Annotated in this window: 26 protein-coding genes and 2 tRNA genes; 16 read left to right on the top strand and 12 right to left on the bottom strand. The window is 67.4% G+C overall.

All coding sequences use genetic code 11. The features are described from left to right. A complete protein-coding gene (locus AB6806_RS21740; protein WP_370955549.1) occupies window positions 1-1,209 on the top strand; it encodes an ABC transporter substrate-binding protein in 1,209 nt (402 codons plus the stop codon). 202 nt (window positions 1,210-1,411) lie between these two features. On the opposite strand, the gene AB6806_RS21745 is transcribed toward AB6806_RS21740, so the two are convergent. From AB6806_RS21745 to AB6806_RS21755, 3 genes are all read right to left on the bottom strand, one after another. Beyond that, window positions 1,412-3,295 carry a TRAP transporter large permease gene (locus tag AB6806_RS21745; protein WP_370955550.1) on the bottom strand — a complete coding sequence of 628 codons (1,884 nt, stop codon included), beginning with the start codon at window positions 3,293-3,295 and terminating at the stop codon, window positions 1,412-1,414. Between the two features lie 58 nt (window positions 3,296-3,353). Continuing rightward, window positions 3,354-4,370: a TRAP transporter substrate-binding protein gene (locus tag AB6806_RS21750; RefSeq protein WP_142022557.1), complete on the bottom strand. Its 1,017-nt coding sequence runs from the start codon at window positions 4,368-4,370 to the stop codon at window positions 3,354-3,356. 64 nt (window positions 4,371-4,434) lie between these two features. Beyond that, entirely contained in the window at window positions 4,435-5,841 is a 1,407-nt protein-coding gene (locus tag AB6806_RS21755) for an FAD-binding oxidoreductase (protein WP_142022556.1), read from the bottom strand. Between the two features lie 108 nt (window positions 5,842-5,949). On the opposite strand from AB6806_RS21755, the gene AB6806_RS21760 reads away from it, so the two are divergent. Together AB6806_RS21760 and AB6806_RS21765 are read left to right on the top strand one after the other, a co-directional pair. After that, window positions 5,950-6,777 (top strand): isocitrate lyase/PEP mutase family protein, encoded by an 828-nt coding sequence (locus AB6806_RS21760; protein WP_142022555.1) that lies wholly within the window; start codon window positions 5,950-5,952, stop codon window positions 6,775-6,777. An 8-nt stretch (window positions 6,778-6,785) separates the two neighbouring features. Continuing rightward, window positions 6,786-7,508, top strand: coding sequence for a GntR family transcriptional regulator (locus tag AB6806_RS21765; protein ID WP_051987442.1), 723 nt, complete (start codon window positions 6,786-6,788; stop codon window positions 7,506-7,508). A gap of 430 nt (window positions 7,509-7,938) precedes the next feature. On the opposite strand, the gene AB6806_RS21770 is transcribed toward AB6806_RS21765, so the two are convergent. Next, a tRNA-Tyr gene (locus AB6806_RS21770) sits at window positions 7,939-8,023 on the bottom strand. Window positions 8,024-8,180: 157 nt separating this feature from the next. After that, a complete protein-coding gene (locus AB6806_RS21775; RefSeq protein ID WP_142022553.1) occupies window positions 8,181-8,735 on the bottom strand; it encodes an AAA family ATPase in 555 nt (184 codons plus the stop codon). Between the two features lie 102 nt (window positions 8,736-8,837). Between AB6806_RS21775 and rlmB the strand changes: the two genes are divergently transcribed. Then, the gene (gene rlmB, locus AB6806_RS21780; RefSeq protein WP_038358395.1) at window positions 8,838-9,644 is read left to right on the top strand and encodes a 23S rRNA (guanosine(2251)-2'-O)-methyltransferase RlmB; all 807 of its coding nucleotides are present in this window, start codon (window positions 8,838-8,840) and stop codon (window positions 9,642-9,644) included. 6 nt (window positions 9,645-9,650) lie between these two features. On the opposite strand, the gene AB6806_RS21785 is transcribed toward rlmB, so the two are convergent. Continuing rightward, window positions 9,651-10,181, bottom strand: coding sequence for a hypothetical protein (locus AB6806_RS21785; RefSeq protein ID WP_370955551.1), 531 nt, complete (start codon window positions 10,179-10,181; stop codon window positions 9,651-9,653). Between the two features lie 366 nt (window positions 10,182-10,547). On the opposite strand from AB6806_RS21785, the gene AB6806_RS21790 reads away from it, so the two are divergent. After that, window positions 10,548-12,158: an MFS transporter gene (locus AB6806_RS21790; RefSeq protein ID WP_248312697.1), complete on the top strand. Its 1,611-nt coding sequence runs from the start codon at window positions 10,548-10,550 to the stop codon at window positions 12,156-12,158. Between the two features lie 116 nt (window positions 12,159-12,274). Here AB6806_RS21790 and AB6806_RS21795 read toward each other — a convergent pair whose 3' ends face one another. Further along, window positions 12,275-12,946: a class I SAM-dependent methyltransferase gene (locus tag AB6806_RS21795; RefSeq protein WP_038358398.1), complete on the bottom strand. Its 672-nt coding sequence runs from the start codon at window positions 12,944-12,946 to the stop codon at window positions 12,275-12,277. Window positions 12,947-13,053: 107 nt separating this feature from the next. On the opposite strand from AB6806_RS21795, the gene AB6806_RS21800 reads away from it, so the two are divergent. From AB6806_RS21800 to AB6806_RS21830, 7 genes are all read left to right on the top strand, one after another. Further along, complete coding sequence (locus AB6806_RS21800) at window positions 13,054-13,224, top strand: plasmid mobilization protein (RefSeq protein WP_370955584.1); 171 nt, start codon at window positions 13,054-13,056, stop codon at window positions 13,222-13,224. A 60-nt stretch (window positions 13,225-13,284) separates the two neighbouring features. Next, window positions 13,285-13,359 (top strand) — tRNA-Thr (locus tag AB6806_RS21805). A 166-nt stretch (window positions 13,360-13,525) separates the two neighbouring features. Further along, window positions 13,526-13,813: a hypothetical protein gene (locus tag AB6806_RS21810; protein ID WP_370955552.1), complete on the top strand. Its 288-nt coding sequence runs from the start codon at window positions 13,526-13,528 to the stop codon at window positions 13,811-13,813. A 77-nt stretch (window positions 13,814-13,890) separates the two neighbouring features. After that, on the top strand, window positions 13,891-14,403 hold the full coding sequence (locus tag AB6806_RS21815) for a hypothetical protein (protein WP_142022549.1): 513 nt from the start codon (window positions 13,891-13,893) through the stop codon (window positions 14,401-14,403). 117 nt (window positions 14,404-14,520) lie between these two features. Next, entirely contained in the window at window positions 14,521-14,958 is a 438-nt protein-coding gene (locus AB6806_RS21820) for a hypothetical protein (protein ID WP_133563429.1), read from the top strand. A gap of 110 nt (window positions 14,959-15,068) precedes the next feature. Beyond that, the gene (locus AB6806_RS21825; RefSeq protein WP_142022548.1) at window positions 15,069-16,052 is read left to right on the top strand and encodes an MBL fold metallo-hydrolase; all 984 of its coding nucleotides are present in this window, start codon (window positions 15,069-15,071) and stop codon (window positions 16,050-16,052) included. A 134-nt stretch (window positions 16,053-16,186) separates the two neighbouring features. Beyond that, entirely contained in the window at window positions 16,187-16,960 is a 774-nt protein-coding gene (locus AB6806_RS21830; RefSeq protein WP_038358403.1) for an NAD kinase, read from the top strand. A gap of 7 nt (window positions 16,961-16,967) precedes the next feature. On the opposite strand, the gene AB6806_RS21835 is transcribed toward AB6806_RS21830, so the two are convergent. Both AB6806_RS21835 and AB6806_RS21840 read right to left on the bottom strand, forming a co-directional pair. Next, window positions 16,968-18,182, bottom strand: a complete 1,215-nt coding sequence (locus tag AB6806_RS21835; RefSeq protein ID WP_142022547.1) for a DUF2336 domain-containing protein — start codon at window positions 18,180-18,182, stop codon at window positions 16,968-16,970. Further along, window positions 18,179-19,249 carry a lytic transglycosylase domain-containing protein gene (locus AB6806_RS21840; protein ID WP_142022546.1) on the bottom strand — a complete coding sequence of 357 codons (1,071 nt, stop codon included), beginning with the start codon at window positions 19,247-19,249 and terminating at the stop codon, window positions 18,179-18,181. Before AB6806_RS21840 ends, AB6806_RS21835 begins: the two co-directional genes overlap by 4 nt. A 191-nt stretch (window positions 19,250-19,440) precedes the next feature. Here AB6806_RS21840 and AB6806_RS21845 point away from each other — a divergent pair, with 191 nt between their 5' ends. From AB6806_RS21845 to AB6806_RS21855, 3 genes are read left to right on the top strand one after another with little or no spacing between them, the layout of a single operon-like run. Continuing rightward, the gene (locus AB6806_RS21845) at window positions 19,441-19,938 is read left to right on the top strand and encodes a MaoC family dehydratase (RefSeq protein WP_038358405.1); all 498 of its coding nucleotides are present in this window, start codon (window positions 19,441-19,443) and stop codon (window positions 19,936-19,938) included. Between the two features lie 5 nt (window positions 19,939-19,943). Further along, window positions 19,944-20,822 (top strand): HpcH/HpaI aldolase/citrate lyase family protein, encoded by an 879-nt coding sequence (locus AB6806_RS21850; RefSeq protein ID WP_370955553.1) that lies wholly within the window; start codon window positions 19,944-19,946, stop codon window positions 20,820-20,822. Window positions 20,823-20,841: 19 nt separating this feature from the next. Beyond that, on the top strand, window positions 20,842-21,054 hold the full coding sequence (locus tag AB6806_RS21855; protein ID WP_370955554.1) for a heavy-metal-associated domain-containing protein: 213 nt from the start codon (window positions 20,842-20,844) through the stop codon (window positions 21,052-21,054). A 65-nt stretch (window positions 21,055-21,119) separates the two neighbouring features. Here the strand turns inward: AB6806_RS21855 and AB6806_RS21860 are convergent, their stop codons facing one another. Then, a complete protein-coding gene (locus tag AB6806_RS21860) occupies window positions 21,120-21,725 on the bottom strand; it encodes a flavin reductase family protein (protein WP_370955555.1) in 606 nt (201 codons plus the stop codon). A 4-nt stretch (window positions 21,726-21,729) separates the two neighbouring features. Next, a complete protein-coding gene (locus AB6806_RS21865) occupies window positions 21,730-22,299 on the bottom strand; it encodes a nitroreductase family protein (RefSeq protein WP_038358413.1) in 570 nt (189 codons plus the stop codon). 103 nt (window positions 22,300-22,402) lie between these two features. Between AB6806_RS21865 and AB6806_RS21870 the strand changes: the two genes are divergently transcribed. After that, window positions 22,403-23,347 (top strand): hypothetical protein, encoded by a 945-nt coding sequence (locus AB6806_RS21870; protein WP_370955556.1) that lies wholly within the window; start codon window positions 22,403-22,405, stop codon window positions 23,345-23,347. A 58-nt stretch (window positions 23,348-23,405) separates the two neighbouring features. On the opposite strand, the gene AB6806_RS21875 is transcribed toward AB6806_RS21870, so the two are convergent. Continuing rightward, entirely contained in the window at window positions 23,406-24,089 is a 684-nt protein-coding gene (locus tag AB6806_RS21875) for an SGNH/GDSL hydrolase family protein (protein WP_370955557.1), read from the bottom strand. Between the last annotated feature and the right edge of the window lie 28 nt (window positions 24,090-24,117).

Here is a 24,117-nt window from a genome sequence, read left to right on the forward strand (position 1 = left end):
ATGAAGCGCATCATCTCTGCATTGGCGGGCGTCTCCGCGCTGTGCCTGGCCGGCGCAGCCCAGGCCGAAATCTCCGGCGGCACCGTCAAGATCGGCGTGCTCACCGACATGTCCGGCGTCTATTCCGACATCACCGGCAAGGGTTCGATCGTCGCGACGCAAATGGCGGTCGACGATTGCCTGAAGGCGGAATGCGCCGGCATGAAGATCGAGGTCGTCTCGGCCGACCATCAGAACAAGCCGGATGTCGGTTCGACCATCGCGCGCGAATGGATCGACCGGCAAGGCGTCGACGTCCTCGCCGACATGTCGAACGCCTCGTTGCAGCTCGCCATCCCGCCGCTCCTCAAGGAGAAGAACCGGGTCGGCCTGTTTCCCGGCGGCACGGCGCGCCTGACCGGCGATGCCTGCCAGCCCGACCATATCGTCCAGTGGATGTGGGACACCTATGTCCAGGTCGCCGGCGTCGCGAACTACCTGACCAAGCCCGGCACGAAATGGTTCCTGGTCACGGCCGACTATGCACTGGGCCACCAGCTCGAGGCCGATGCCAAGACGCTGGTCACGGCCAAGGGCGGCACCTATGTCGGCTCCGTCCGCCACGCCTTTCCGGCCGTCGACCTCTCCTCGCAGCTGCTGACGGCACAGGGCTCGGGTGCCGACTATATCGCGCTCGCCAATGCCGGCGGCGACACCGTCGCCGGCATCAAGACGGCGCGCGATTTCGGCATCGGTCAGGACAAGCAGAAGCTCGTCGCCTTCTTCCTGACCGCGATGGACGTGAAGAGCGTCGGCCTCGCCGCGGCGCAAGGCACGGTGCTGACCGAGGGCTTCTACTGGAACCTCGACGACCGCACCCGCGCCTTCTCGGAGCGCTTCAAGGCCAAGCACGGCGCGGTGCCCTCGGCGATCCAGGCCGGGATCTACTCCTCCGTGCGGCATTATCTCAAGGCGGTGGCGGCCGCGAAGTCAGACGAGGCGAAGACGGTCATCACCAAGATGCGTGAACTGCCAATCGAGGACGACGTCGTCCGCAACGCCAAGCTGCGCGAGGACGGCCGCATGGTCCATGATTTCTACGTCTTCCGTGCCAAGCAGCCTGCCGAGTCGAAGAGCGAGTGGGATCTCTACGACCTCGTCGCCACGATCCCCGGTGATCAGGCGTTCCGCCCCTTGAGCCAGAGCACCTGCCCTGCGATCAAGCGCTGAGGCGAGAAACCGTTGCAGCAGCTGAATGGTGCAGGCGCCGTCTGGCCTCGGGCGAACGGCGTGATGGTTCACGCTCTGAGTAGCAGGTCGAGGGCGCTATCCACACGAATGGCAGCTTTCGGGCATTGGCTGGAAGTCTGCTTCTGACGCTTCTCGACAGCCGCCAACGCAAGTGGGCGGCTCGTTTTTCGGCTGCAAAGGCTCAACCCGTCATGCCCAGATAGCGCGGCAGCCAGAGCGAGAAGACCGGGAAGACCACGAGGGCCAGCAGCGCAACGATCAGCACGGCGATGTACTTCATCATCGGGCGTGTGACGTTTTCGACCTTGGTGCCCGTCATCGCCGCGGTGGCGAACAGGCCGACGCCGATCGGCGGGGCGAAGAAGCCGAGCCCCATCGCGACGACCATGATCGTGCCGAACTGCAGCGGGTTGATGCCGAGCTTGATCGCGATCGGCGTCAGCAGCGGGCCGAACAGGATGAGAGCGGGCGCCCCCTCCAGGATCATGCCGAAGAAGGCCATCACGACAACGCTGACCAGGATGAAGCCGATCGGACCGACCGCATGGCCGACGCCGATCATCAGCGTCGAGATCTGGTCGGGGATGCGCTCGATGGTGATGGCGTAAGACAGGCTCGACGCCGCCGCGACGATGAAGAGAATGCTTCCCGTCATCGCTGCCGAGCGAACGAAGAGCTGCACGATCAGCCGCCAGCTCAGCTCGCGGAAGGCGAGCCCGCCGATCAGGAAGGCATAAACCACGGCGAAGGCGGAGATCTCCGTCGAGGTCGCGATGCCGGCGGTGACGCCGCGCCCGATCATGAGGATCATTGCCAGCGTGACGCCTGCGCCCAGGATCAGCGGCAGCATCGGCCGCTTGGTGCCGCCGACGAAGACCTTCTCGACATCGACGCGGGTGCCGTAGATCACCGCGACGACAGCGAGCGCCGCGGCCATCAGCCCGGCCGGAACGAGGCCGGCCATGAACAGCCCGCCGATCGAGATGTTCGAGACGAAGGCGAAGATGATGAGGTTGACGCAAGGGGGAATGGTCTCGGCCATCACGGCCGTGCAGGCGAGCAGCCCGGCCGTCTCGTTCTCGTCCTGACCGGTCTTGCGGATCGCCGGCATGATGACGCCGCCGACCGCCGCGATATCCGCGAGCTTGGAGCCCGACACGCCGGAGAACAGCGCCGTCGCAATGATAACGATGAGGTTCATGCCGCCTTTCAGCCGGCCCATCATCCGCAGCAGCAGCTCGATGAGGCGCGACGACATCCCGTTGCTCTCCATCGTCAGCCCGGCCAGCACGAAGAAGGGAATGGCGAGCAGCACGAAATGATTGGCGCCGGAGGCGACCTGTTGCGCCCAGATCAGCATGGGCAGCGAGGGATCGGCCAGGAAATAGGCCATGGCGCCGAAGGCGAGCGCGAAAGCGATCGGCACGCCGATCAGCAGGCCGCCCACGGCGGCCAGCGTGAGCAGATGGATCGGCGCCAGGGCGAACTGCGGCAGCAGCGTGTTCCAGCCGGCGATCACCGCGCCGATGGCCAGCAAGGGGACGAGTGCGGCCCAGCGCGGCCCGGCCGGCAGCTTCAGCACATTGGCGACGGCGAAGGCCGCCATCACGAACCCACCGAACAGCACCGGCAGAAGGAAGATCCATTGCGGCAGGCCGGTCGGCGTCAACTGGCCGGCGGTGTCCTCGAAGAGCTGCGCGCTCGAAACCAGCAGCGTCGCCGAGACTAGCAGCGTGATCCAGGCGGCCGCCGCCGCGGCGATCGCGCGCCCTTTCGGCGGCAGCATCAGGACGAGCACCTCGATGCCGATATGCTGCGAGCGCGCGAGCACACTGCCAGCGCCGATGAACACCATCGTCGTCATCAACCCCGCCGCCACCTCCTCGGCCCAGTCGAAGGGCGCATGCAGGAAGTAGCGGAAGACGACCGAAAGGAAGACGACGGCGACGTCGATCGCGAGGATCGCGCCGCCGAGATGCTCGATGAAGAACAGGACCCGCGCGGCAAAGCGGTCCTGCGGCAGGCGCGATTCGAGCGCGCTGCCGGCGGTTGCGACGGCGTCCATGCGCTGATCCTCCACAGAGCCGGCAGTGGCCGGCGGTCTTGGTTGCCGGAAAGAGCCGTCAGGCCGAGGCCTGGATCTTCTCGAAGAGCGGGGCGGTGGATGGGTACTGCGCGAGATACGGCTTGTAGAGCTCGTCCGCCATGCGCCGCTTGAGTTCGGCGATCTCGGCCGGCGGCACTTCGGTATAGACCATGCCCTTGGCCTTGAGATCGGTGAACGCCTCTGCCTCGACGTCCTTGACCTCCATGCGCGAGATGCGCGTCGCTTCGTCCGCCGCCTGGCGGAAGGCAGGCATCAGATCGGCAGGGATCTTGGCCAGCCCGCGCTTGCCGATATAGGCGAGCATCGGCGTGTAGATGTGCCGGGTGAGGAAGCCACGATTGGTGACCTCGTAGAGCTTATAGGCGATGGTCGTGCCCGGATCGTGCTCGAAACCGTCGACGACGCCGGTCTGCACGGCGGTGTAGAGCTCGTTGATCGGGATCGGCGTCGGTGTCGCGCCGATGATGTTGAAAGTGTCGATGAAGGCCTTGGTCGGCAGCACCCGCAGCTTGACGCCCTTGAGATCCGCGACGCTGGCGATCGGCTTCTTGGTGTAGATGCTGCGCGCCCCGACCTGAAAGCCCCAGCCCAGGATGTTCACGCCTGTGCGGTCGGCCAGCATCTTGTCATAGGCCTGGCCGACACCGGCATCGAGTGCCTTCGAGCAGTGGTCGTAGCTGTTGAAGAGGAAGCCGAGGTCGAGCATGCCGAATTCGGGCACGACCGTGGCCCAGATCGAGGCGCCGGTCAGCATCATGTCGACCGAGCCGACCTTCACCTGGTTGACGACGTCGGCTTCCTTGCCGAGCTGGCCATTGGGGAAATATTCGAGCTTGATACGATCGCCGGCGAGCTTGGCGATCTGCTCGGAGAAGGGCTTGTACCAGAGATAATGCGCGCCGAATTTGTCGGCCGGCGCGGCGGACGAGACACGCAGCGAGATCGGCGCGGCCGCACGCAGAATGGTGGGCGCGCAGATGCCAATGACGGCCGCGCCGGCCACGAAGCTCCGGCGGGTGGTGAAGCTGCTCATGATGTTCCTCCGCTGATGGTGTTCGGCCGGCTTGGCGCCGGGCTCGTTGTGTTTCGAGAAAGGCTTAGTCTTCGGGCAGGACCTTGCCCGGGTTCAGGATGCCGAGCGGGTCGAGCGCCTGCTTGACCTTGCGCATCATCTCAACGGCCGGCCCGTGCTCGAGCCGCATGAACTTGATCTTGCCGCTGCCGACCCCGTGCTCGCCGGTGCAGGTGCCGTCGAGCTCCAGCGCGCGACGCACCAGCCGGTCGTTGATCGCGGCCGCTTCCGCCAGCTCCCGCGGATCTGACGGGTCGATCAGCAGACCGAGATGGAAATTTCCGTCGCCAACATGGCCGACCATGCTGATCGGGAAGGAAGCATCGGCGATATCCGCCTGCGTCTGCGCGATGCAAGGCGCCAGCGCCGAAATCGGCACGCAGACATCGGTGCTCCAGAGCTTGGCATTCGGGCGCAAGGCCTGAACGGCATAATGGGTGTCGTGCCGGGCCTTCCACAACCGGTTGCGGCTGTCGGCATCGGCCGCCGCGACGAAGCCGAGCGCGCCGAAATCCGCCGCCAGCGCCTCCACCGTCTCCGTCTGCTCGCAGACTCCGGCCTGCGAGCCGTGGAACTCGAAGAAAAGCGTCGGCGCCTCGTTCAGCGCCAGCTTGCTGTACAGGTTGACGGCCCGCACGGTGGTGTTGTCGAGCAGTTCGACACGGGCGACCGGGATGCCGCTCTGGATCACCGCGACGACGAGATCGACGGCGTTCGACACAGAGGGAAACGAACAGACCGCCGCGCTGATCGCCTCAGGAATGCCGTAGAGCCGCACCGTCACCTCGGTGATGATGGCCAGTGTGCCTTCCGAGCCGACGAGCAGGCGGGTGAGGTCGTAGCCGGCCGAGGATTTGCGGGCGCGCCGCGTGGTGCGGATGATCTCGCCTTCGGCCGTGACGGCCGTCAGCGAGACGACGTTCTCGCGCATCGTGCCGTAGCGGACGGCATTGGTGCCCGAGGCACGCGTCGCCGCCATGCCGCCGATGGTGCTTTCCCCGCCCGGATCGATCGGGAAGAACAGGCCGAGATCGCGCAGATCGCTGTTGAGCTGCTGGCGCGTCACGCCTGCCTGCACGGTCGCATCGAGATCCTCCGGCCGGACGGACAGCACGGCATTCATGCGGCTGAGATCGATGCAGACCCCGCCGCGGACGGCCGTCACGTGCCCCTCCAGCGAGGTGCCAGCGCCGAAGGGCACGATCGGAGTGCGATGGACGGCGCAGAGCCGCACGATCGCCGCGACCTCCTCGGTCGTCCCGGCATAACAGACCGCATCGGGAGCGAGGCCGGCATGATAGGATTCCCCGCGGCCATGATGCTCGCGGTCGGCGGCGGAGGTCGTGAAGCGCCGTCCGAGCAGCCCTTCCAGCGCCGCCGCAAGGGCGGGGGGCAGACCGCCTGAAACGCTCGGCTGCGCTCTCGCTAGCATGACCTGTTTCCTCCTTTACGCGCTTGCTCAGCGCCGTTGTTGACAGGCTCGTAGCATGCGCTTCATATCGTCGCAACAATTGTATACAGGACACAGGACACAAATTGGATGCGGACGCTTAGGCAGAAATTGGCCGGGCCCGGAATCGTGGTCGCTCCGGGCTGTCATGACGCGCTGGGGGCGCGAATTCTGGAACAGGCCGGGTTCGAGGCCGTCTACATGACGGGAAACGGGCTTTCCGCCGCGATGCTGGGCGCGCCGGATCTCGGCCTGCTGACCTTGACCGAGATGGCGAGCCGCGCCCGCGCGATCGCTGGCAGCATCTCGGTGCCGCTGATTGCCGATGCCGACACCGGCTACGGCAATCTCAACAATGTCGCGCGGACCATCGCGGAATACGAGGCGGCCGGCGTCGCCGCGCTGCACCTGGAAGACCAGGTGACGCCGAAGAAATGCGGCGCCATGAGCGGGCTTTCTCTGGTTTCCACCGAGGAGCATGCCGAAAAGATCCGCCATGCCGTGAAGACGCGCCGCGATCCGGACATGCTGATCATCGGCCGCACCGACTCCCGCCTTGTGCTCGGGCTCGACGAGGCGATCGCGCGGGGCCAGGCCTATGCGAAAGCCGGCGCCGACCTTGTCCTGATCGAGATGCTGCAGAGCGAGGAGGAGATGCGTCTTGCCGTGCGCAGCATCGACGCACCGCTGATGTTCAACTCCGTCGACGGACGCACGCCGCCGCTTGACGCCGCAACGTTCGAATCGATCGGCTTCAAGCTGCTGGCCTTCCCCTTGTCGTCGACGCTGGCCTATGCTCGGCTGATGCAGCGCTTCGCTTCGGACCTCAAGCAGAACGGCTCGACGGCGGCCTGGGCCAACGCGCTCTTGCCGATCCATGACTACGAAGGCGTGCTCGGCCTGAGCCGCTACGCCTGAGCCCAGCCATGTATCCCAGCCGCCGCCCGACCAAGCCCCGTCCCCAAACGAGCGACCGCGCATCCGGTCTCACGGCGCTGGAGCATCCGCGCTCGCTCGCGGAAATGGTCGAACAGCGCCTGCGCGACGCCATCGTCAACGCCGAGCTGCCCTTCGGCCATGCCCTACCCGAGGACGAGACAGGGCTGGCGCTCGGCGTCAGCCGCACGCCGCTGCGGGCTGCGCTTGCAAGACTTGCCGCGCTCGGCCTCGTCACCATCGTGCCCAATCGCGGCGCCTTCGTCTTCGACCCCTCGCTAGAGGATGTGAAGCAGCTCGCGGGCTTTCGGCTGATGCTGGAAACCGAGGCGGTCATGCTCTGCCTCGACGGCGCCGCGGACAATACCGAGGCGGAGCTCAAAACCGTACTGACGATCATGGAAACGGCGCATCGCGAGCAGGACGGCACAGCCTATGCCAGCAGCGACACGGATTTCCACGCGGTCTTTTTCCGCAATTGCGGCAACCTTTTCGTCGCGAATGCCTTCGCCACCATCTCCTGGCAGGTGGCGGCGCTGCGTGCGCATCTGTCCGTCGACCGCTCCTGGGAGCGTGATACGTCCTTCCTGGAGCATCGCGAGATCGTCGAGGCATTCAGCTCCGGCAGCCGGGACGATCTCCGTCGCATCCTGCGCGATCACATCCTACGGGCCGCCAAGGCCTATTCAAACGTGATCGCGCAAGAGACCTGATTTGCTCTGCGAAAACCGGCCGTCATTTTCGGATCGAGTCCTTACCCGGCAGTCAGGCGCAAAGATCGCGCTTTGACGCCCCCGCGCGCGAGGGCTGGCGACACGGCAATGAGCAAGGAAGGATTTGGGAACTGGTTCGCCGACGCCTGCGTCGCGGCTGATGTCCCCGGTCGAGCTCATGGCCTGCGGAAGGTGGGCGTCACGAGAGCCGCGAACCATGACGCTTCCGACGCTCAGCTCGACGCGATTTCGGTTGGAGCGGTCGCGGCATGGCGGTGCTCTACACCAGCTAAGCGAACCGCACGCGGCTCCCGCAGGAGGCAGCTTCGTTCCTGATTCCGGGACCGAAATCGAACGTCTATTCCCGCACCTCATCAGGTGCAGGAAACTCCGCTAAAAGAGAAGGGAATTCAACTGCCTAGGAAAAAGGTGGTGGGGGAAGCAGGACTCGAACCTGCGAAGGCATAGCCAGCGGATTTACAGTCCGCCCCCTTTGCCGCTCGGGACATTCCCCCGCCTGCGCCCATGACCGGCTCTCAGAGCCGCGGGCCACCGATATGTCACTCACATGACGACCGGCAGGCGCGGCCGGACTTATGGTGACCGGGCCGCGACGTGTCAACGGCAAAAAGGCCACGGCCGCAAATTCCCTGTCGGAAAGCGCAAGCTCGCTCATGCCTCCGCTGCCAGATGGCGCATCACGAACGCCGCGCGATCCGCAACGCTGGCGCGCGGGAGCTCAAGCAGCCGGTAGCCATAGCGCGGGTAGGTCGCCACCATCGCCTCATAGGTCCGCTTTGCCTCGGCCGGATCCTGCCTGCGCTCGGCATCCTGCGTGAAGATCTCCCGCCAGAATGGAGCGATGAACACCGTCTCGCGATAGCGGCACGCCTCGGCGGCGCGCCCGATGGTTTCGGGCACCGGCAGCCCGCACAGGCCGAGATAACCGGCGATGTCCGGAATGCCCCGGTCGAAGAAGACGAAGCCGGGTTGGTCTTTCGCCGCCGCATGGCTGCGCAGATCATGCGCCAGCATCAGTTCGGCGAAGCGCGTCCGATCGGCCCAGGGCAACCCGTTCCCGCCCGCGGCCATCTGCTCGCGGATGACCGCCCGGCCCGCCTCCGGCGTGACGGCGTGTCCGGATGCCGCGAGCATCTCGATCAGTGTGGTCTTGCCGGAGCCGGGGCCGCCGGTGATGACGACGAAGCGATGGCTGGCATCTGCCATTGTTCAGGCCTTTCATGGTCGAGGAAGAGGGCGCGGTGCGTTCCGCGCTGGTCAAGCGCGCCGTGCCGTGGCACGGCAGGCGGAAGAATTCTGGAGAAAGCGATGGCCCCGCCCTTCCGTCCCAAACAGGCCTGGCCCGGCGGCAAGCGGCCCGGCGGTCCTGCCCGCCGCACCGGCGCCCCGCCGCCGCACCGCCCCGGCGAGATTGACGAAGCCGTGCTTTACGGCGTCCACCCGGTCGTCGAAGCCCTGCGCAACCCGCAGCGGCGCTTCCGGCGGCTGCTCGCCACTGAGAACGCGCTACGCCGCCTGCGCGAGGAGATCGGCGAACTCCCGGTCGAGGCCGAGTTGGTCCGCCCCTCGGAGATCGACCGGCTGCTGACGCCCGATTCGGTGCATCAGGGCCTTTATCTCGTCTGCGATCCCCTGCCCTCGCCCGATCTCGACAGCCTGCCCGACGATGCCGTCGTGCTCGCGCTCGACCAGATCACCGATCCGCACAATGTCGGAGCGATCCTGCGCTCGGCCGCCGCCTTCGCCGCCGCCGCGGTGATCGTCACCATCCGCCATTCGCCGGCCGCGACCGGCGTGCTGGCGAAATCGGCCTCCGGCGCGCTGGAACATGTCCCGCTCATCGCCGTGCGCAATCTCGGCGACGCGCTGGATACGCTGGGAAAACGCGGCTTCCTGCGTGTCGGCTTCGATTCGGACGGCGACGTCACGCTCGACGATGTCGCGCTGCGCCGCCCGCTCGTCATGGTGATGGGCGCCGAGGGCAAGGGCCTGCGCCAGCGCAGCCGCGAGCTCTGCGACCATGTCGCGCGGCTCGAGGTTCCCGGCGCGATCACCAGCCTCAACGTCTCCAACGCGACGGCGATCGCCCTCTATGCGGCGAGCCGGCGCCGCTGATTCGGTTCAGCGCCGCGGCACGGTCAGCAGCAGCGCGCCCGTCTCGGCATGGGCGAAGCGTGTCCGCCGGCTGCCCTGCGGCTCGGCCTCGCCGATACGAATGACCCGCGCCACGGGCCGCAGGCGCGATCCCTCCAGCCGATAGATCGTCGGCTCGGGCGTCGGCTCCCGGCGGATGCCGGCCCGCGCCGTCAGGTTCTCGAAGGAATCGGGGTCGACCGGCTTCACCGTCTCAGTGGGTCGCTCGATCACCGCGACCGCCGCGTCGTCCGCCGGATAGAACAGCCATGGATCGGCATAGCCCGGTCCGCCCCAGGACCAGCGGCGATGCAAGCCGTGGCGGAAGCCGTGACCGGCCATGCGGGCATGCCGCCCGATTCGCGCCGAATCCGTGCCGGAGCGATGAACGAAACCCATCGCCTTTGGGCCTGGCGCCGCCCCGAAACCGCCGCCTCGCCCCACGGCGCTGGCTTCGCCGACGGATAGTCCGGCCGCCAGCAACAGGCCGCAGGACAGGCCGATGACATGCAACGCCATGGCGCGCCTCCTCATCCGCATCTCGTCAAGCCTCCGCCTCCGCAGTATAATCGCGCTGTGGTGCCTGACCAGCCCATGCGCGCCTCGATTTGGCGCCCTGCACCGTTCCTCCGATAGTCTTAAGACGAACGGTGCAAGACCAAGTGCTTGATTGCACCTGCGACATTCCGCGCGCAAACCTCTGATTCAACCCGGAATGGCGGGGTTTCTCGACCATTCCGGCGGCGCGGACACCGTCTCCAACGAAGACGGACCGCGCCCCGAGGAACCGGCCGGGACAACCGACCGCACGCGGATTCACCAAGGGAGGCAAACGCCATGAGCATGGCATCGCAAGCATCGGATTCGAGGGCCGCCCCTCGACCGATGACCAAGGAAGAAAGAAAGGTCATCATCGCCTCGTCGGCCGGCACGGTCTTCGAGTGGTACGACTTCTATCTGGCGGGTTCGCTGGCCGCCAACATCGCCCAGACCTTCGTGCCGGGCGACAACGACACGGCAAAGTTCATCTTCGTGCTGTTCGGCTTCGCGGCCGGCTTCGCGGTGCGCCCCTTCGGTGCGCTGTTCTTCGGCCGTCTCGGCGACATGATCGGCCGCAAATACACCTTCCTGGTCACGATGACCGTCATGGGTCTCGCCACCTTCGTGGTCGGCCTGCTGCCCAGCTTCCAGACCATCGGCTATCTCGCGCCGACGGCCTTCATCATCTGCCGCCTGCTGCAGGGCCTCGCGCTCGGCGGCGAATACGGTGGCGCCGCGACCTATGTCGCCGAACACGCCCCGATGGGACGGCGCGGCTTCTACACCTCGTGGATTCAGACCACCGCGACGGTCGGCCTCTTCCTGTCTCTGATCGTGATTCTCGGCCTGCGCCTCAGCATGTCGCCGGAGGCCTTCGCGGCCTGGGGCTGGCGCGTTCCGTTCCTGCTCTCGATCATCCTGCTCGGCTTCTCGATCTGGATCCGCCTCCAGCTCGCTGAATCGCCGGCCTTCGTGAAGATGAAGGAAGAGGGCACGCAGTCGAAGGCGCCGCTCTCGGAAGCTTTCGGCAACTGGCAGAACGCCAAGATCGGCCTCATCGCGCTGTTCGGCGGCACGGCCGGCCAGGCCGTCGTCTGGTACACCGGCCAGTTCTACGCGCTGTTCTTCCTGACGCAGACGCTGAAGATCGACGGCACGACCGCCAACCTGCTGATCGCGCTCGGCCTGCTGCTCGGCACGCCGTTCTTCATCTTCTTCGGCTGGTTCTCGGACAAGATCGGCCGCAAGCCCATCCTGCTCGCGGGCTGCCTGATCGCGGCACTGACCTACTTCCCGCTCTTCACCATGCTGGCGAAGACGGCCAATCCGAACCTGATCAACGCGACGGAGAACGTGAAGCTCGTCCTCACGGCCGATCCGGCCGAGTGTGGCACGCTGTTCGACCCCGTCGGCGTGCGGACCTTCACCAAGCCCTGCGACGTCGTGCGCCGCGCGCTGGCCACCAACTCGATCCACTACGATCTGGTGCCCGGACCGGCTGGTTCGCCGCTCAAGGCGACGATCAACGGCAAGGACGTGCCAAGCGGAGCCGCCGAACTCACGGCCGCCGCCCAGGCTGCCGGCTATCCGAAGGCGGGCGATCCGAGCATCCTGAAGACGCCCTCGATCGGTGAGCTGCTCTCCAGCAGCCGCGCCCTCCAGGCCGTCGGCATCCTGTTCATCCTCGTGCTCTTCGTCACGATGGTCTACGGGCCGATCGCGGCCCTGCTGGTCGAACTCTTCCCGACCCGCATCCGCTACTCCGGCATGTCCCTGCCCTACCACATCGGCAATGGCTGGTTCGGCGGCTTCCTGCCTCCGACCGCCTTTGCCATCGTGGCGGCAAGCGGCAACATCTTCTCCGGCCTGTGGTATCCGATCATCGTGGCGCTCGGCACCTTCGTGATCGGCCTGCTCTTCCTGCCGGAAACCAAGGATCGCAACATCCTGCAATGAACGCCGCCTGAGGGCGACGATTCAGGCCCCGCCCGCAAGGGCGGGGCTTTTTTCGTCCAGGCAAGAACCCGAACGCTCCGCGACGCCGGACGTGCCGAACAGCGGGTGACTGCAGCTCAGGCGTAGGCGACCCAGCCGCGAAACGCGAAGCCCATATAGAATTGACTGACCGCACCGAAGCCGGCCTCGCGCAAGAGCTGCTCGTCCTCCTCGGGAGCGAGGATCGGCAGGCGGCCTGCGATCGCCTCGCGCGCCTTCTCGGCCTGCGCCGGCTCGACGCCGGAAGCGACGGCGAAGGCGGCATAGCGCGCGAGCCACAGCTCGCGCTCGCCGGCTCCTTGCGGGAAGCTGAAATGAGCGACCGCGAGCGGGGCGCCGGGCTTCAGGCGCCGCCGGATCTCCCCGAGCGTGCGCAGGCGCTCGTCGCGCTCGACGAAATGTAAGGTCAGAATGCAGGTCGCGGCATCGAACGGCCCTTCCGGCGCGCGATCGATCAGCCCGTGATGCAGGCAGACCCGGTCCGCCAGCGAGCCAAGGGTCACCTTCGCGAGGTTCAGCATCTCGGCGGAGGGATCGACCCCGTCGAACCGCCAGCCGGGCCGTGCCTCGGCAAGAACCTTGATCTCGAGCCCCCCGCCAGCGCCGAGAACCAGAATCCGCGCGTCGTCGGACGCATGCTCCGCGAGAAGGAGCATGACCATACGCTGCAGACTATCGAAACCGGGCACCAGGCGCGGCGGCCCTTCGGCATAGCGCGCGACGGCCTGCTGGTCTGAGAACGCATCCATGCTCGTTGGGGTAGCATAGCCGACCCTGCCTTGCGAACCGCCGGGCTCCGTCGCGCAACGGCCTGCTTGCCCTCGCCGCGGGAGCCAAAGTTGCGTAAGTTTTGAGTATGCCGAGTTGGAGGACAGAGCGGATCAATCTGGTCGTCTCCCCCAGCGAGAAATCGCTGTTCGAGGCCGCCACAAAAGAGGTTGGACTCACACTGTCATCTTGGATAAGGACGGTGGCCCTTGCTTCAGCCAAGAAGGTCGTCGTCACAAAATCCGACACACGCAAGTAGGTTTTTCGTGTGCCGGGAGATGACTAACCAACTGGTACGCATTGGGATTTTGAAGTTTTTGCCGGCGTAGCACAGCGGTAGTGCAGCGGTTTTGTAAACCGAAGGTCGGGAGTTCGATCCTCTCCGCCGGCACCAGTCCTTCTTCTTATCGCCACTGCCCCCGCCCCGTCAGGCGCACTGCGCGTTCCGCCACGGTTCGATCTGTGCGGAAGACAAGCCGGCGCCGCCGGGCGGTGATATAATGCTGGTGGACGGCGGCCGGGCAGCGAACCGATCCCTCGCGCCGCTCGTGGAGGCCCCGATGAAGTTCCTTGCAGCCATGCTCGTCCTGGCCCTGAGCGTGAACGCCGCCGCCGCTCAATCGCGACCTTCGACCGTCTCGCGCCTTTGCGCCGCAAGCCGTCAGGATGTGCTCTCGCGCGGCGCCATCGTCCTCGGCACCGGCGGGCAGACCTATGACCGCTTCGTGCGGGATCGCAGCTTCTGCCAGTTCGACGAATTCATCGACCCGGCCTGGGTGCCGAGCCGCGACACGCCGGCCTGCTTCGTCGGCTATCGCTGCAAGGTCGGCCCGTTCTGGGAAGACTGACCGCAGTGACGTCGAAGGAACTCCGGCGGGCGCCGGCAGTTGTTCCTTTCGGGGTGAGGTGTGTACGGGAGGCGCCTATGCGTCGCTTGCTTCTCATCGCGGCATCGGTCACGCCGCTGCTCTTTGCCGCCAGCACCGAGGCGCTGGCCCAGCGACAGTTCGGCGGGCATGGCTTCCGCGCCGGCGGCTGGCACGGCGGAGCCTGGCGCGGCGGGGGCGGCTGGCGCGGAGTCCATCGTGGATTTTATCCGGGCGCGGCTTTCCGGAGCGGCGGCTTTGGCTGGCGCGGCTCTTACGGGCCGCGTTACCGGTACGGGGGCGGCTACCCCTATTGGGGCCTGGGCGCGGCCGCGGCGACGATTGGCGCGCTGGCGACCTACCCCGCCTATCCGGACTACTACTACCCCGGTTACCCTGTTTACCCCGTCTACCCGGCTTACCCGGCCTATGCCGTTGCGCCGGGCGGCACGGGCGGAAGCTGCAGCACCCCGGTCAAGATGTGCACGCTCTACGAGCGCGCGCCGCTCGGCATCGGCTGTTCCTGCCGCGTCCCCGGTGGCAGGGCACGAGGAGCCGTCGTCGGCCCCTGATCCGCGGAACCGGCGGAACGTCGTAAAGCCCCGGTGCCGACGCAGCTTGGCGCTGCCGCCCGCCATGCGGTAGGATGCCGCAGCAACCTGTTCCGGCCGCCGCATGCGGAGGCCGGAATGCCGTCAACCGACGTCGCGGAACGAATGGACGACCGGAATCATCTTCTGGCGCTGGCGGAGCGCTGCGAGGCTTCCAGCAAGCCGAATCGCGAGCTCGACGCCGAGATCTACGAGGCGCTGGGTTTCACGGTCCGCCGCAAGCCGACGCGGCTCGCCACGCGGCGCACCCCGGCCGGTGGCATCTATCAGCAGGGCAGCTTCTGGAAATCGCTCGGCGCGGTGAGCGCCGACATCAACATCGCCGTCTCCCTGCTGCGCGAGAAGGCGCCGGGCTGGAGCTGGAGCCTGCAATGCTTCGCCTCCGAGGACAGTCTCGCCTTCCAGGCGCTTGTGGCTGAGTGCTCCGGGCAGGGCGTGATGGGATCGCTCGCCCTCTGCGCCGCGATGCTGCGGGCCCTGGCACGGCATCGCCCCGATGCCGAGGATCAGGTCTAGCCCTCCGCCATTGTCAGACTTCACGAAAACTTGACCCCCGGATGGCCGGTGGCGGTTGAACGCATCGGCCGGGCCGCTACCTTCCCCCGCGTCCCGAGGGAGAAAAAATCATGCAGAGCATTCGGTTATCGCGACGGAAGACCATGGCCGGCGCCGGCGCGCTTGCCGCCACGGCGGCGCTCGGCCTCCCGGCCGTGCCTCCCGCGCAGGCGCAAACCCCTGCCAGCGGACAGGCTCCGGGCTTCTATCGCTACAAGGTGGGCGACATCACCTTGACCGCGATCAACGACGGCTTCGCCAAGCGCCCGCTCGAGGGTTTCGTGCGCAATGCGGAGCTGAGCGATGTGAAGAAGGCGATGGCCGGGGCCTTCCTGCCGCAGGACGCGCTCAACATCACCTTCACCACGCTCGCCATCCAGCAGGGCGGCAAGCTGACGCTGATCGATACCGGCAACGGCGATTCCGGTGCACCGACCTCCGGCACCTGGATGGCGAACTTCAGGGCCGCCGGCTTCGACCCGAAGGATGTCTCGACCGTCATCTTCAGCCATTTCCACGGCGACCACATCAACGGCTTCCGCCTCAAGAACGGCACCGCCGTCTTCCCGAACGCGGAAGCCATGGTGCCATCGGCCGAATGGGCCTTCTGGATGGACGATGCGAAGATGAATGCCGCGCCGGACGCCATGAAGGGCGCCTTCGCCGGGGTGCGACGCGTCTTCGGCCCCGTTGCCAAGGATGTCAGGCAGTTCGAGCCCGGCAAGGAAATCCTGCCCGGCATCACGCCGATCGCCGCGCCCGGCCATACGCCCGGCCACACGGTCTTCGCGCTCTCCTCCGGCGACAGCCGGATGATGATCATGTCCGACACGACCAACCACCCCGCCCTCTTCGTCCGCAATCCCGATTGGTCGGCGGTCTTCGACATGGATGGCCCGCAAGCGGCCGCGACCCGCCGCAAGCTGCTCGACATGGTCTCGGCCGATCGCATGCAGGTTGCCTTCTACCACGCGCCCTTCCCGGCCACGGGCTTCATCGCCAAGGACGGCAACGGCTTCGAGATGGTGCCCGTGCAGTGGAGCCCCGCGATCTGAGCGATGCCGCATCGCCGCGTGACGGGAGGCCGGGCTCGCCCGGCCTTTTTTGTCGCCCGGCTGTCTCGCGCCTTTCGCCCGCCCCGTGCTAGATCGGCAGTGACGCCGCAAGGCCCGCCGCTTCAGGACCCGTCATGACCGAGCGATTCGGCGCGATTTCCTTCGTCGCCAGCGAAACTCCGGAAGCCGAGGCCGCCCTCGTGAAGCTGGCGGAGCGTTATGGCAATGCCGACCCCGCCAAGGCGGACGTCATCGTCGCGCTCGGGGGTGATGGCCTGATGCTGCAGACGCTGCACCGCTTTCTCGGCACCGGCACGCCGATCTACGGCATGAACCGGGGCTCGGTCGGCTTCCTGATGAACGAGTTCAAGGAACGCGGCCTGAGCCGCCGGCTCGATGCGGCCCAGCGCAGCGTCGTCCACCCGCTGTCGATGCAGGCCGTCGACCGGCAAGGCGGCCGCGTCGCGGCCAAGGCGATCAACGAGGTCTCGCTGCTGCGCCGTTCCTATCAGGCCGCCAAGCTCCGGATTTCGGTGGACGGGCAGGTTCGCCTCGCAGAGCTCATCGCGGATGGCGTGCTGCTGGCGACGCCGGCCGGCTCGACCGCCTACAACCTCTCGGCCAACGGCCCGATCCTGCCGCTCGACGCGCCGCTCCTGGCCCTGACGCCGATTTCCGCCTTCCGGCCACGCCGCTGGCGCGGGGCGCTGCTGCCCGACTATGCCCAGGTGACGATCGACGTGCTGGAGGCAGACAAGCGCCCGGTCAGTGCGGTGGCCGACCACACACAGATCGACGAGGTTTCCTCGGTCTCGATCGAAATCGACCGGACGGTCGATCTGGTCATGCTACACGATCCCGGCCACAGCCTGGACGAGCGGATCCTGCGCGAGCAGTTCGGCTACTGAGGGGCCTTCAGGCCGCGTCGCGCAGATCGCCGCTTTCGAGCTCGATCAGGAAGGACGGATCGGCCTCGACCAGCAAGGCGAAGGCCGCGTCGTCGGCCAGCGAATCCGCCATCAGCCGGGCCTCGTCGCGCGCGGCCTCGGCGTCCATGCGACGCAGCAACGCCACGAGCGCGTCGGCCTCCGGCCCCTCCATCGCCTCGCAGGCGGCAAGCACCTCGCGCAGCAGCGCCCGGTCGATGCCGCAGCGCGCCGCGCCCGCGTCGAAGCCGCGCGCATTGAGCGCCAGGATGGCGGCGACGAAGGCCAGTTCCAGCGCGGGCGGCAAGCCCGCCTTGCGGCAGAGCGCCTTGAGGCCGGCCCCGCGCCGGTCGCGCAGCAGCGCGGCGACACGTCCCGGCGGCAGATCGGACAGCGCGACGAAGGCCGCTTCGGCCAGCGCCGGTTCTCCGCTCAGGAGGGAGCGCAGCATCAGCCCGGGCGTCAGCCGCCCGGTCGCGCGCAGCACTTCGACGATCGCCGGCGCATCGGTCGCCTCGCCACCGGCCGCCAGCGCCACCGCGACGCGCTCGGTCGCCTCGCGTGCGAGCCGTGCGCTGCGCTCCGGCGTCAGCCAGCCGCAGCCGGACACGAAATGCGCCAGCACATCGGAAACCCTGGAAGCGATCACCTGCCGCAGGCCGGGCGGCAGGTCGGGCCGCTCCAGCAGCGCCTCGCGAAGGGTGCCATTGTTGCCGCAGCGCTCGATCATCCGCTCGAAGGAGAAATCGGGAATCTCGGCCGTACGGTTATTGGCGAGCGTCAGGAGGGCTTCCTCGCCGCCGACCTCGGCCAGAGCCGCGGCCACGCCCGCGGGCAGGCAACGGCGCATGGCGACGGCGCGCTGGGCGAGCAGGTCACCGACGGCCGCCGCATCGACGAGATCCGCCTCGGTGAACACCGGGGAATGCGCCAGCATCAGGGCCGCGACATCGCTCTGGTCCGCGATCAGCCCGAGCGCGAGATTGCGCGGCGTATGCGGCGAAGGCGCCATCTCCTCGGCGATGGCCCGCCGCACCAACGGCGAGGGATCGTCGATCAGCGCGATCAGGGCCGTCTCGGCCTCGGCGCGATCCTCCGGCGAGAGGCTGGAGCGCAGATAGGCGCCGGCGAGCGCGGCAGCGCCCGAGGCGCGTGCCTCGGCGGGCGCCGTGCGGGCCCAGAGCAGGAAGCGGCGAACGATCATGCGTCGCTCCGCTGGATCATGAAGGACGAGAGGTCGAGCGGCCCGCGCCTGGCCTTGCCGGCAGCCTGCGCGGAGCCCGTCGACGGCAAGGCGAGGTCGGCCGGACGGGTGGGCGGCAGCGGCGCGGCCATCGCCCTGCCCTGACCGCCGGCGTCGCCGGAGCGCGCGCCGTCCACGGCAGCCGAGGGCGCTGCGTCGTTCTTGACCCGTGGGAAATAACGCTCGCCGCTGTCCAGCGCGGCCGTGCGGGTGGCATTGGCGCGCGGCGATGTCCAGAGATTGGCGACGGCCTTCGAGACCGGCTCACGCGAGCCCCCGGTCGAAAACAGCCCGATCAGCCCATGCGCGCGGCCGGGCTGGAGCGCCGCCGCGATCTCGGCCACCGGCGTCTCCTCCGTGGTCGCGTTGCCGCTCGTCGTCGATGCGGCCGCGAGCTGGGTGCTGGCATGGCTCGCCGCCAGCACGCCATAGACCTCCTGGACGCTGCGTGCCCGGCCGGCCTTGTCATAGAAGATGCCGCGATTGGCCGCAGCCGCATCGGGGAAATCGCGCGCCGCAATGCGGCTCGGATCGCTCGCGGCCGCCCGGATCAGATCGGATGCGCCGCGCGCGCCCAGCACATGGGCCATGTAGAGCTCGCCCGCCTGCGGCTGGCGACCGAGCGCGCCAGCGAGCTGGTCGCGGTTCTTCTGGGTCAGCGCGCCCGCCATGACGGCGGAAACCTGGGGGTCGTTGCGCAATTGCAGGATCTTCTCGCGCAGCGCCGGATCGGCGACGGTCAGCCGGCCGCCACTGTCGTTGATGGCGTCGGCGTAGTTCTGCAGACCCTGCTTCGGCCCCTCCTGCTTCACCATCGACAGCCAGGTCTGCTCGATGAACTGGAACAGGCCGGTCGCGCTCGAGGATTTCGCCTTGGCGTCCGGCGTCAGCGACGATTCCCGCTGCGCCGTCTTGAGCAGATAGTCGAAGCCCGCGCCGGTCCGATCCGCGCCCTCGCGAATGGCGCTGACGACCGGGTTGGCGGCGGGCTGGGTCTCGCGGCTCGGCGGCGTGGTGAAAAGGAACATCGAAGGTCTCGGGCGCGGCTCGCCGCGAGGCTGCGGGGACGCGCCACAAGATTGCCTCCATTATGGTAAGCGAAGGGTTAAGGCCGCCTGCCGTTCCTTAACGCCGCCGCTTTCCGCTTCCCTCTCCGCGGAACGCGCTTTACCACTTTCGCGCCGGCTCAGTGCTGGCTTTGTGAATGCGGAGAAGGTCGATGGCAGAACTGGAGCGTCACAAGCGCGGCGGGATCTATTTCGAGGACTTCCAGATCGGCGCTGTCATCGAGCATCGCCTGACGCGGACCGTCACGCAGATGGACAACATGCTGTTCTCCAACATGACGCTGAACCCGCAACCCCTTCATATCGATGCGCATTTCTGCGCGACCGAAACGGAGTGGGGCAAGCCGCTGATGAACTCGCTGTTCACGCTCGGGCTGATGATCGGTATCTCCGTGAACGACACCACCGTCGGCACCACCATCGGCAATCTCGGCATGACCGACGTCACCTTCCCGGCCCCGCTCTTCGAGGGCGACACCGTGAACTGCACCACCGAGATCGCCGCCAAGCGCGAGTCGCGCTCGCGCCCCGATGCCGGGATCGTCGAGTTTCTTCACAAAGCCTACAAGCAGGACGGCACGCTGGTCGCGCAGTGCCGCCGCCAGGCCTTCATGCGCAAGCGCCCCGCCCCCGCCACGATCGCGGTCTGACGCGGATGCGCTCGCTCCTGTTCGTGCCGGGCGACAGCCCGAAGAAGCAACAGAAGGGTCTGGAGAGCGGCGCCGACGCGCTGATCCTCGACCTCGAGGACTCCGTCGCGCTCGACGCCAAGCCGCAGGCCCGCATCATCACGCGCGACTTCCTGCAGGCGGCCCGCGCCCTGCCGAAGCGCCCCTTGCTGATCGTGCGGATCAACGGCCTCGCCAGCGGCATGAGCGACGCCGATCTCGATGCGGTCATGCCCGGCGTACCGGATGCGATCATGCTGCCGAAATCGGAAGGCGGCGTCGATGTCGGCCACCTCGCCGCCAGGATCGCGGTGCGTGAGGCAGAGGCCGACCTGCCCGACGGCGCGACCGGCATCCTCCCGATCGCGACCGAGAACGGCAAGGGCATCTTCGGGCTCGGCACCTATGCCCGCGCCTCGCACCGCCTGCTGGCGCTGACCTGGGGCGCCGAGGACCTCTCCGCCGATCTCGGCGCCGAGACCAACAGGCTGCAGGACGGCTGCTATACCGATCCCTACCGCCTCGCCCGCGCCCTCACCCTGTTCGGCGCCAGCGCCGCGCAGATCGACGCGATCGATACCGTCTTCACCAATTTCCGCGACGATGCGGGATTGCGGGCCGAGTGCCTCGCGGCACGGCGCGACGGCTTCACCGGCAAGATGGCGATCCACCCGGCGCAGGTCGCCCCCATCAACGAGGTCTTCGCGCCCTCGCCCGAAGCGCTCGCCAGGGCCGAGCAGATCATCGCGCTCTTCGCCGCCAATCCAGGCGCCGGCGTGATCGGGCTCGATGGCGAAATGCTGGATCGTCCCCATCTTATCAGGGCGGAGCGTCTGAAGGCCCGCGCTCAGAAACTGGCTGAATGATGTGCCGGAGGCGATTCCAATGACTCAGGTTTTCGAGGTATCGGGCATGCATTGCGGCGGCTGCGCCTCGCGCGTCCAGCGCGCGGCGACGACGCTTTCACCCGGCGCGACGGTGACGCTGGAGCCGCCGCGCCTGACGCTCCCGCAAGGCGCCGGCCTCGACGCCGAGACGATCAATCGCGCGCTCGCCGAGCTCGGCGACTACCGGGTCAAGGGACCGCTGGCGGGCTGAAGCCGGCGGCCACGAGGCGTCATGCTCGGGCTCGATCCGAGAATGACGGCAGCCCAACGACCGCCCTACCCGCCTGCCGGCCGCTGGAGCGAGAACACGCTCGTCACCTCGGCATAGTCGGCATAGCCACAGCGCGCGATCGGATTGGCTCCGGCCGTGTCGAAGCGCCCGTCCTTGACGAAGGCATCGTCGATGAAGATGCCGAGGACCTGGCCGATCACCATCCAGCGCGGCACGTCGTTGCCGTCGATGTCGCGCAATTGCTGGATCGAGACGGATCTGCATTCGAGCGCAGCCGGCGTGCCCGCGACCCGCGGCGGCTTGACGAAGCGGGACGGCGCCATCTCGAGCCCGGCATGAGGGTATTCGCTCTGCCCACGCGGCAGCGGCGCCGAGGTCAGGTTCATCTGCTGCATCAGCGCGCCCGAGACGAGCGAGCAGGTGAACTCGCCCGTTTCCTCGATGAAGCTCACCGCGTCCTTCTTGTTCTCCGAGGAGAACATCACGAGGTTCGGCCGCGAGGAGATCGCGTTGAAGAAGCTGTAGGGCGAGAGATTGACCTCCCCCTTTCCGCTGAGCGCCGTGATCCAGCCGATCGGCCGCGGCGCGACGATGGCCTTGAACGGATCATGCGCGAAGCCGAGATCCTCCCGCGTCGCCGAGTAGATCATCGCGTCAGGCTCCGTAATAGCTGATGATGTCCGCCATCACCGGCCGGTCGCGATCGGTGATCGGCGCCGTCGGCGTGCCGATATGGACGAAACCGGCCATGCGCTCGTCCGCGGCGAGGCCGAATGCCGTCAGCACCTCGCGGTCGAACGAGAACCAGTTCGTCAGCCAAGAGCCGGCATAGCCCTTGGCATAGGCGGCGACGAGCAAGGTCATGCAGACGGCGCCGGCCGACAATTCCTGCTCCCAGAGCGGGATCTTGGCGTGCTCGCGCGCTCGCGACACCACAGCGACGATCACCGGCGCATGGGTCAGGCGCTTGCGCTCGAATTCGACCTGGTCCGCGCTGGCCTGCGGGTTGCGTTCGCGGAAGACCCGCGCGACGACATCGGCCGCCTTCTCGCGCGCCTCGCCCGCGAAGACGATGAAGCGCCAGGGCACGAGCTTGCCATGGTCGGGGACCCGCGCGGCGATGGCGAGAAGCTCGCCGAGTTCGGCCCCCTCGGGTCCGGGAGCGGCGAGGAACTGCGGCGGCACCGAGCGACGCAGCTTGAGCAGGGAGAGCGTATCGGTCATGAAACATCCGGGCTATGGCGATGGTCGAGACCTATGCCTTCGCCATGATGAGGACAAGCGAGCCTGCTCATACATCGCCGCAAGGGCTCTAGGGACGAAAAGCATGTTTGAATTGGATGGCTTTGAAGCTGGCCGCCGCAAGATCGGCGGGCTCGGCCGCTTCGCGGCCTTGCTCGTGCCTGCTCTCGCTTTCGCCCAGGTAGCCTTGGCCCAGGCTCCGGCCCCGGCTCCCGCCGTCGACACCATGCCCCCGCCGGCCGCCCAGAGCGTGCAGGACCAGCCCGGCGCGCAGGCCGCCGTCGCCCGCCTCGCTGTCTCCGCTCAGTTTGCCAGCGATCGCAAGCCGATCCGCTCCGGCCTGAACTGGCGCATCCTGAGCGAGACGGCGGACGGCTCGGCCCCGCGCATCGTCGCGCGTTCCGCCGACGCCACGCCGAACTTCATGCTTCCGCCGGGCAACTACATCGTCCACGCGGCTTACGGCTTCGCCAGCGGCACCAAGCGGATCAGCCTCGGCTCCCAAGGCGTCAACGATCAGGTCCAGATCAGCGCCGGCGCGTTGACGCTGGCCGGCTCGATCGGCGACGCGCCGATTCCGGCCGGGCTGCTCTCCTTCCAGGTCTTCGTGCCCCTCCAGGGCAATTCGGAAGGACGCCTCGTGACCGGCGAGGCCAAGGCCGGCGACCTCATCCGCCTGCCCGAGGGCACCTATCACGTCGTCTCGACCTATGGCGATTCCAACGCCATCCAGCGCGCCGATGTCCGCGTCGAGACCGGCAAGGTCACCGATGCGACGCTGCATCACCGCGCCGCCAAGGTCACGCTGAAGCTCGTCGCAACCGCAGGGGGAGAAGCCTTCGCCGGCACCGCCTTCAGCGTGCTGACGCCGGGCGGCGACGTCATCCGCGAGGCGATCGGCGCCTTCCCGCAGGTGATCCTCGCCGAGGGCGATTATGTGCTGATCGCCCGGCAGGAGGGGCAGGTCTATTCGCGCGATTTCAAGGTCGAGTCCGGCATCGATCGCGATATCGAGGTGCTGGCCAAATAGCGCGCTTGCCGTTGCCCGCCGGAACCTGCCGACTTCGCCCCCGAAAGGCAACGCGCCCTCAGTCGACCGTTTCCGCTTTCTTGCTGACGGCGCGGATTCGAATGTCCCCCACGGCCGCGACGATGCCGTCGGCGATGCGCGAGGCGAGGCAGCGATAGCCGGCATCGACGAGATGCAGCCCGTCCATGCCGACGAGTTCCTCCTCCGTGAACTGCTTCGAGCGCGACCAGCCCTTCATCATCGCATAGCGCGGGAACAAGGCGGCTCCCTGCTGCTCCGCCGTCTTCGTCAGCACGGCCCGATAATCGTCGAGTTGCGGATAGCGCTCTTCCCGCGGCAGCCACGGCAGATCCATCAGGATCATATCGATGCCGGCGGCGCGGGCTTTGGCGATGCCCTTGCGCAGGATCTTGGTCAGCTTTTCCGTGCCGATGTCGCGGATCGCGTCGTTGACTACCGTCTGCCAGATCACGATCGAGGGCTTTTCCTCGATCACATCGGTATCCATGCGCAACAGCATGTCATAGGCCGACTGGCCGCCCACGCCCTTGTTGAGAACCCGGACTTCGGCTCCCGGCAGGCGCCGGCGCAGTTCCGTCTGCAGAACGAAGGGATAGCTCCTGTCCTCCGCGCTGGCGCCCGAGCCGGCCGTGGTGGAGGAGCCGAGCGCGACGACGGTGAGCCGTCCCGTCTCCTGCATCGCCTTGCGGGCCGCCGGAAGCACCGGTTGGAACGCCTGCATCGCGCCGGCGCGGCAGCGCATATCGACG

The organism is Allobosea sp. RCC_152_1 (assembly GCF_041360765.1).
GTDB lineage: Bacteria > Pseudomonadota > Alphaproteobacteria > Rhizobiales > Beijerinckiaceae > Allobosea > Allobosea spartocytisi.

What these genes read in the sequence shown, in the direction of transcription:
- AB6806_RS21740 (WP_370955549.1), top strand. Translation starts at nt 1, where the DNA reads ATGAAGCGCATCATCTCTGCATTGGCGGGCGTCTCCGCGCTGTGCCTG.
- AB6806_RS21745 (WP_370955550.1), bottom strand. Translation starts at nt 3,295, where the DNA reads ATGGACGCCGTCGCAACCGCCGGCAGCGCGCTCGAATCGCGCCTGCCG.
- AB6806_RS21750 (WP_142022557.1), bottom strand. Translation starts at nt 4,370, where the DNA reads ATGAGCAGCTTCACCACCCGCCGGAGCTTCGTGGCCGGCGCGGCCGTC.
- AB6806_RS21755 (WP_142022556.1), bottom strand. Translation starts at nt 5,841, where the DNA reads ATGCTAGCGAGAGCGCAGCCGAGCGTTTCAGGCGGTCTGCCCCCCGCC.
- AB6806_RS21760 (WP_142022555.1), top strand. Translation starts at nt 5,950, where the DNA reads ATGCGGACGCTTAGGCAGAAATTGGCCGGGCCCGGAATCGTGGTCGCT.
- AB6806_RS21765 (WP_051987442.1), top strand. Translation starts at nt 6,786, where the DNA reads ATGTATCCCAGCCGCCGCCCGACCAAGCCCCGTCCCCAAACGAGCGAC.
- AB6806_RS21775 (WP_142022553.1), bottom strand. Translation starts at nt 8,735, where the DNA reads ATGGCAGATGCCAGCCATCGCTTCGTCGTCATCACCGGCGGCCCCGGC.
- rlmB (WP_038358395.1), top strand. Translation starts at nt 8,838, where the DNA reads ATGGCCCCGCCCTTCCGTCCCAAACAGGCCTGGCCCGGCGGCAAGCGG.
- AB6806_RS21785 (WP_370955551.1), bottom strand. Translation starts at nt 10,181, where the DNA reads ATGGCGTTGCATGTCATCGGCCTGTCCTGCGGCCTGTTGCTGGCGGCC.
- AB6806_RS21790 (WP_248312697.1), top strand. Translation starts at nt 10,548, where the DNA reads ATGACCAAGGAAGAAAGAAAGGTCATCATCGCCTCGTCGGCCGGCACG.
- AB6806_RS21795 (WP_038358398.1), bottom strand. Translation starts at nt 12,946, where the DNA reads ATGGATGCGTTCTCAGACCAGCAGGCCGTCGCGCGCTATGCCGAAGGG.
- AB6806_RS21800 (WP_370955584.1), top strand. Translation starts at nt 13,054, where the DNA reads ATGCCGAGTTGGAGGACAGAGCGGATCAATCTGGTCGTCTCCCCCAGC.
- AB6806_RS21810 (WP_370955552.1), top strand. Translation starts at nt 13,526, where the DNA reads ATGAAGTTCCTTGCAGCCATGCTCGTCCTGGCCCTGAGCGTGAACGCC.
- AB6806_RS21815 (WP_142022549.1), top strand. Translation starts at nt 13,891, where the DNA reads ATGCGTCGCTTGCTTCTCATCGCGGCATCGGTCACGCCGCTGCTCTTT.
- AB6806_RS21820 (WP_133563429.1), top strand. Translation starts at nt 14,521, where the DNA reads ATGCCGTCAACCGACGTCGCGGAACGAATGGACGACCGGAATCATCTT.
- AB6806_RS21825 (WP_142022548.1), top strand. Translation starts at nt 15,069, where the DNA reads ATGCAGAGCATTCGGTTATCGCGACGGAAGACCATGGCCGGCGCCGGC.
- AB6806_RS21830 (WP_038358403.1), top strand. Translation starts at nt 16,187, where the DNA reads ATGACCGAGCGATTCGGCGCGATTTCCTTCGTCGCCAGCGAAACTCCG.
- AB6806_RS21835 (WP_142022547.1), bottom strand. Translation starts at nt 18,182, where the DNA reads ATGATCGTTCGCCGCTTCCTGCTCTGGGCCCGCACGGCGCCCGCCGAG.
- AB6806_RS21840 (WP_142022546.1), bottom strand. Translation starts at nt 19,249, where the DNA reads ATGTTCCTTTTCACCACGCCGCCGAGCCGCGAGACCCAGCCCGCCGCC.
- AB6806_RS21845 (WP_038358405.1), top strand. Translation starts at nt 19,441, where the DNA reads ATGGCAGAACTGGAGCGTCACAAGCGCGGCGGGATCTATTTCGAGGAC.
- AB6806_RS21850 (WP_370955553.1), top strand. Translation starts at nt 19,944, where the DNA reads ATGCGCTCGCTCCTGTTCGTGCCGGGCGACAGCCCGAAGAAGCAACAG.
- AB6806_RS21855 (WP_370955554.1), top strand. Translation starts at nt 20,842, where the DNA reads ATGACTCAGGTTTTCGAGGTATCGGGCATGCATTGCGGCGGCTGCGCC.
- AB6806_RS21860 (WP_370955555.1), bottom strand. Translation starts at nt 21,725, where the DNA reads ATGATCTACTCGGCGACGCGGGAGGATCTCGGCTTCGCGCATGATCCG.
- AB6806_RS21865 (WP_038358413.1), bottom strand. Translation starts at nt 22,299, where the DNA reads ATGACCGATACGCTCTCCCTGCTCAAGCTGCGTCGCTCGGTGCCGCCG.
- AB6806_RS21870 (WP_370955556.1), top strand. Translation starts at nt 22,403, where the DNA reads ATGTTTGAATTGGATGGCTTTGAAGCTGGCCGCCGCAAGATCGGCGGG.
- AB6806_RS21875 (WP_370955557.1), bottom strand. Translation starts at nt 24,089, where the DNA reads ATGCAGGCGTTCCAACCGGTGCTTCCGGCGGCCCGCAAGGCGATGCAG.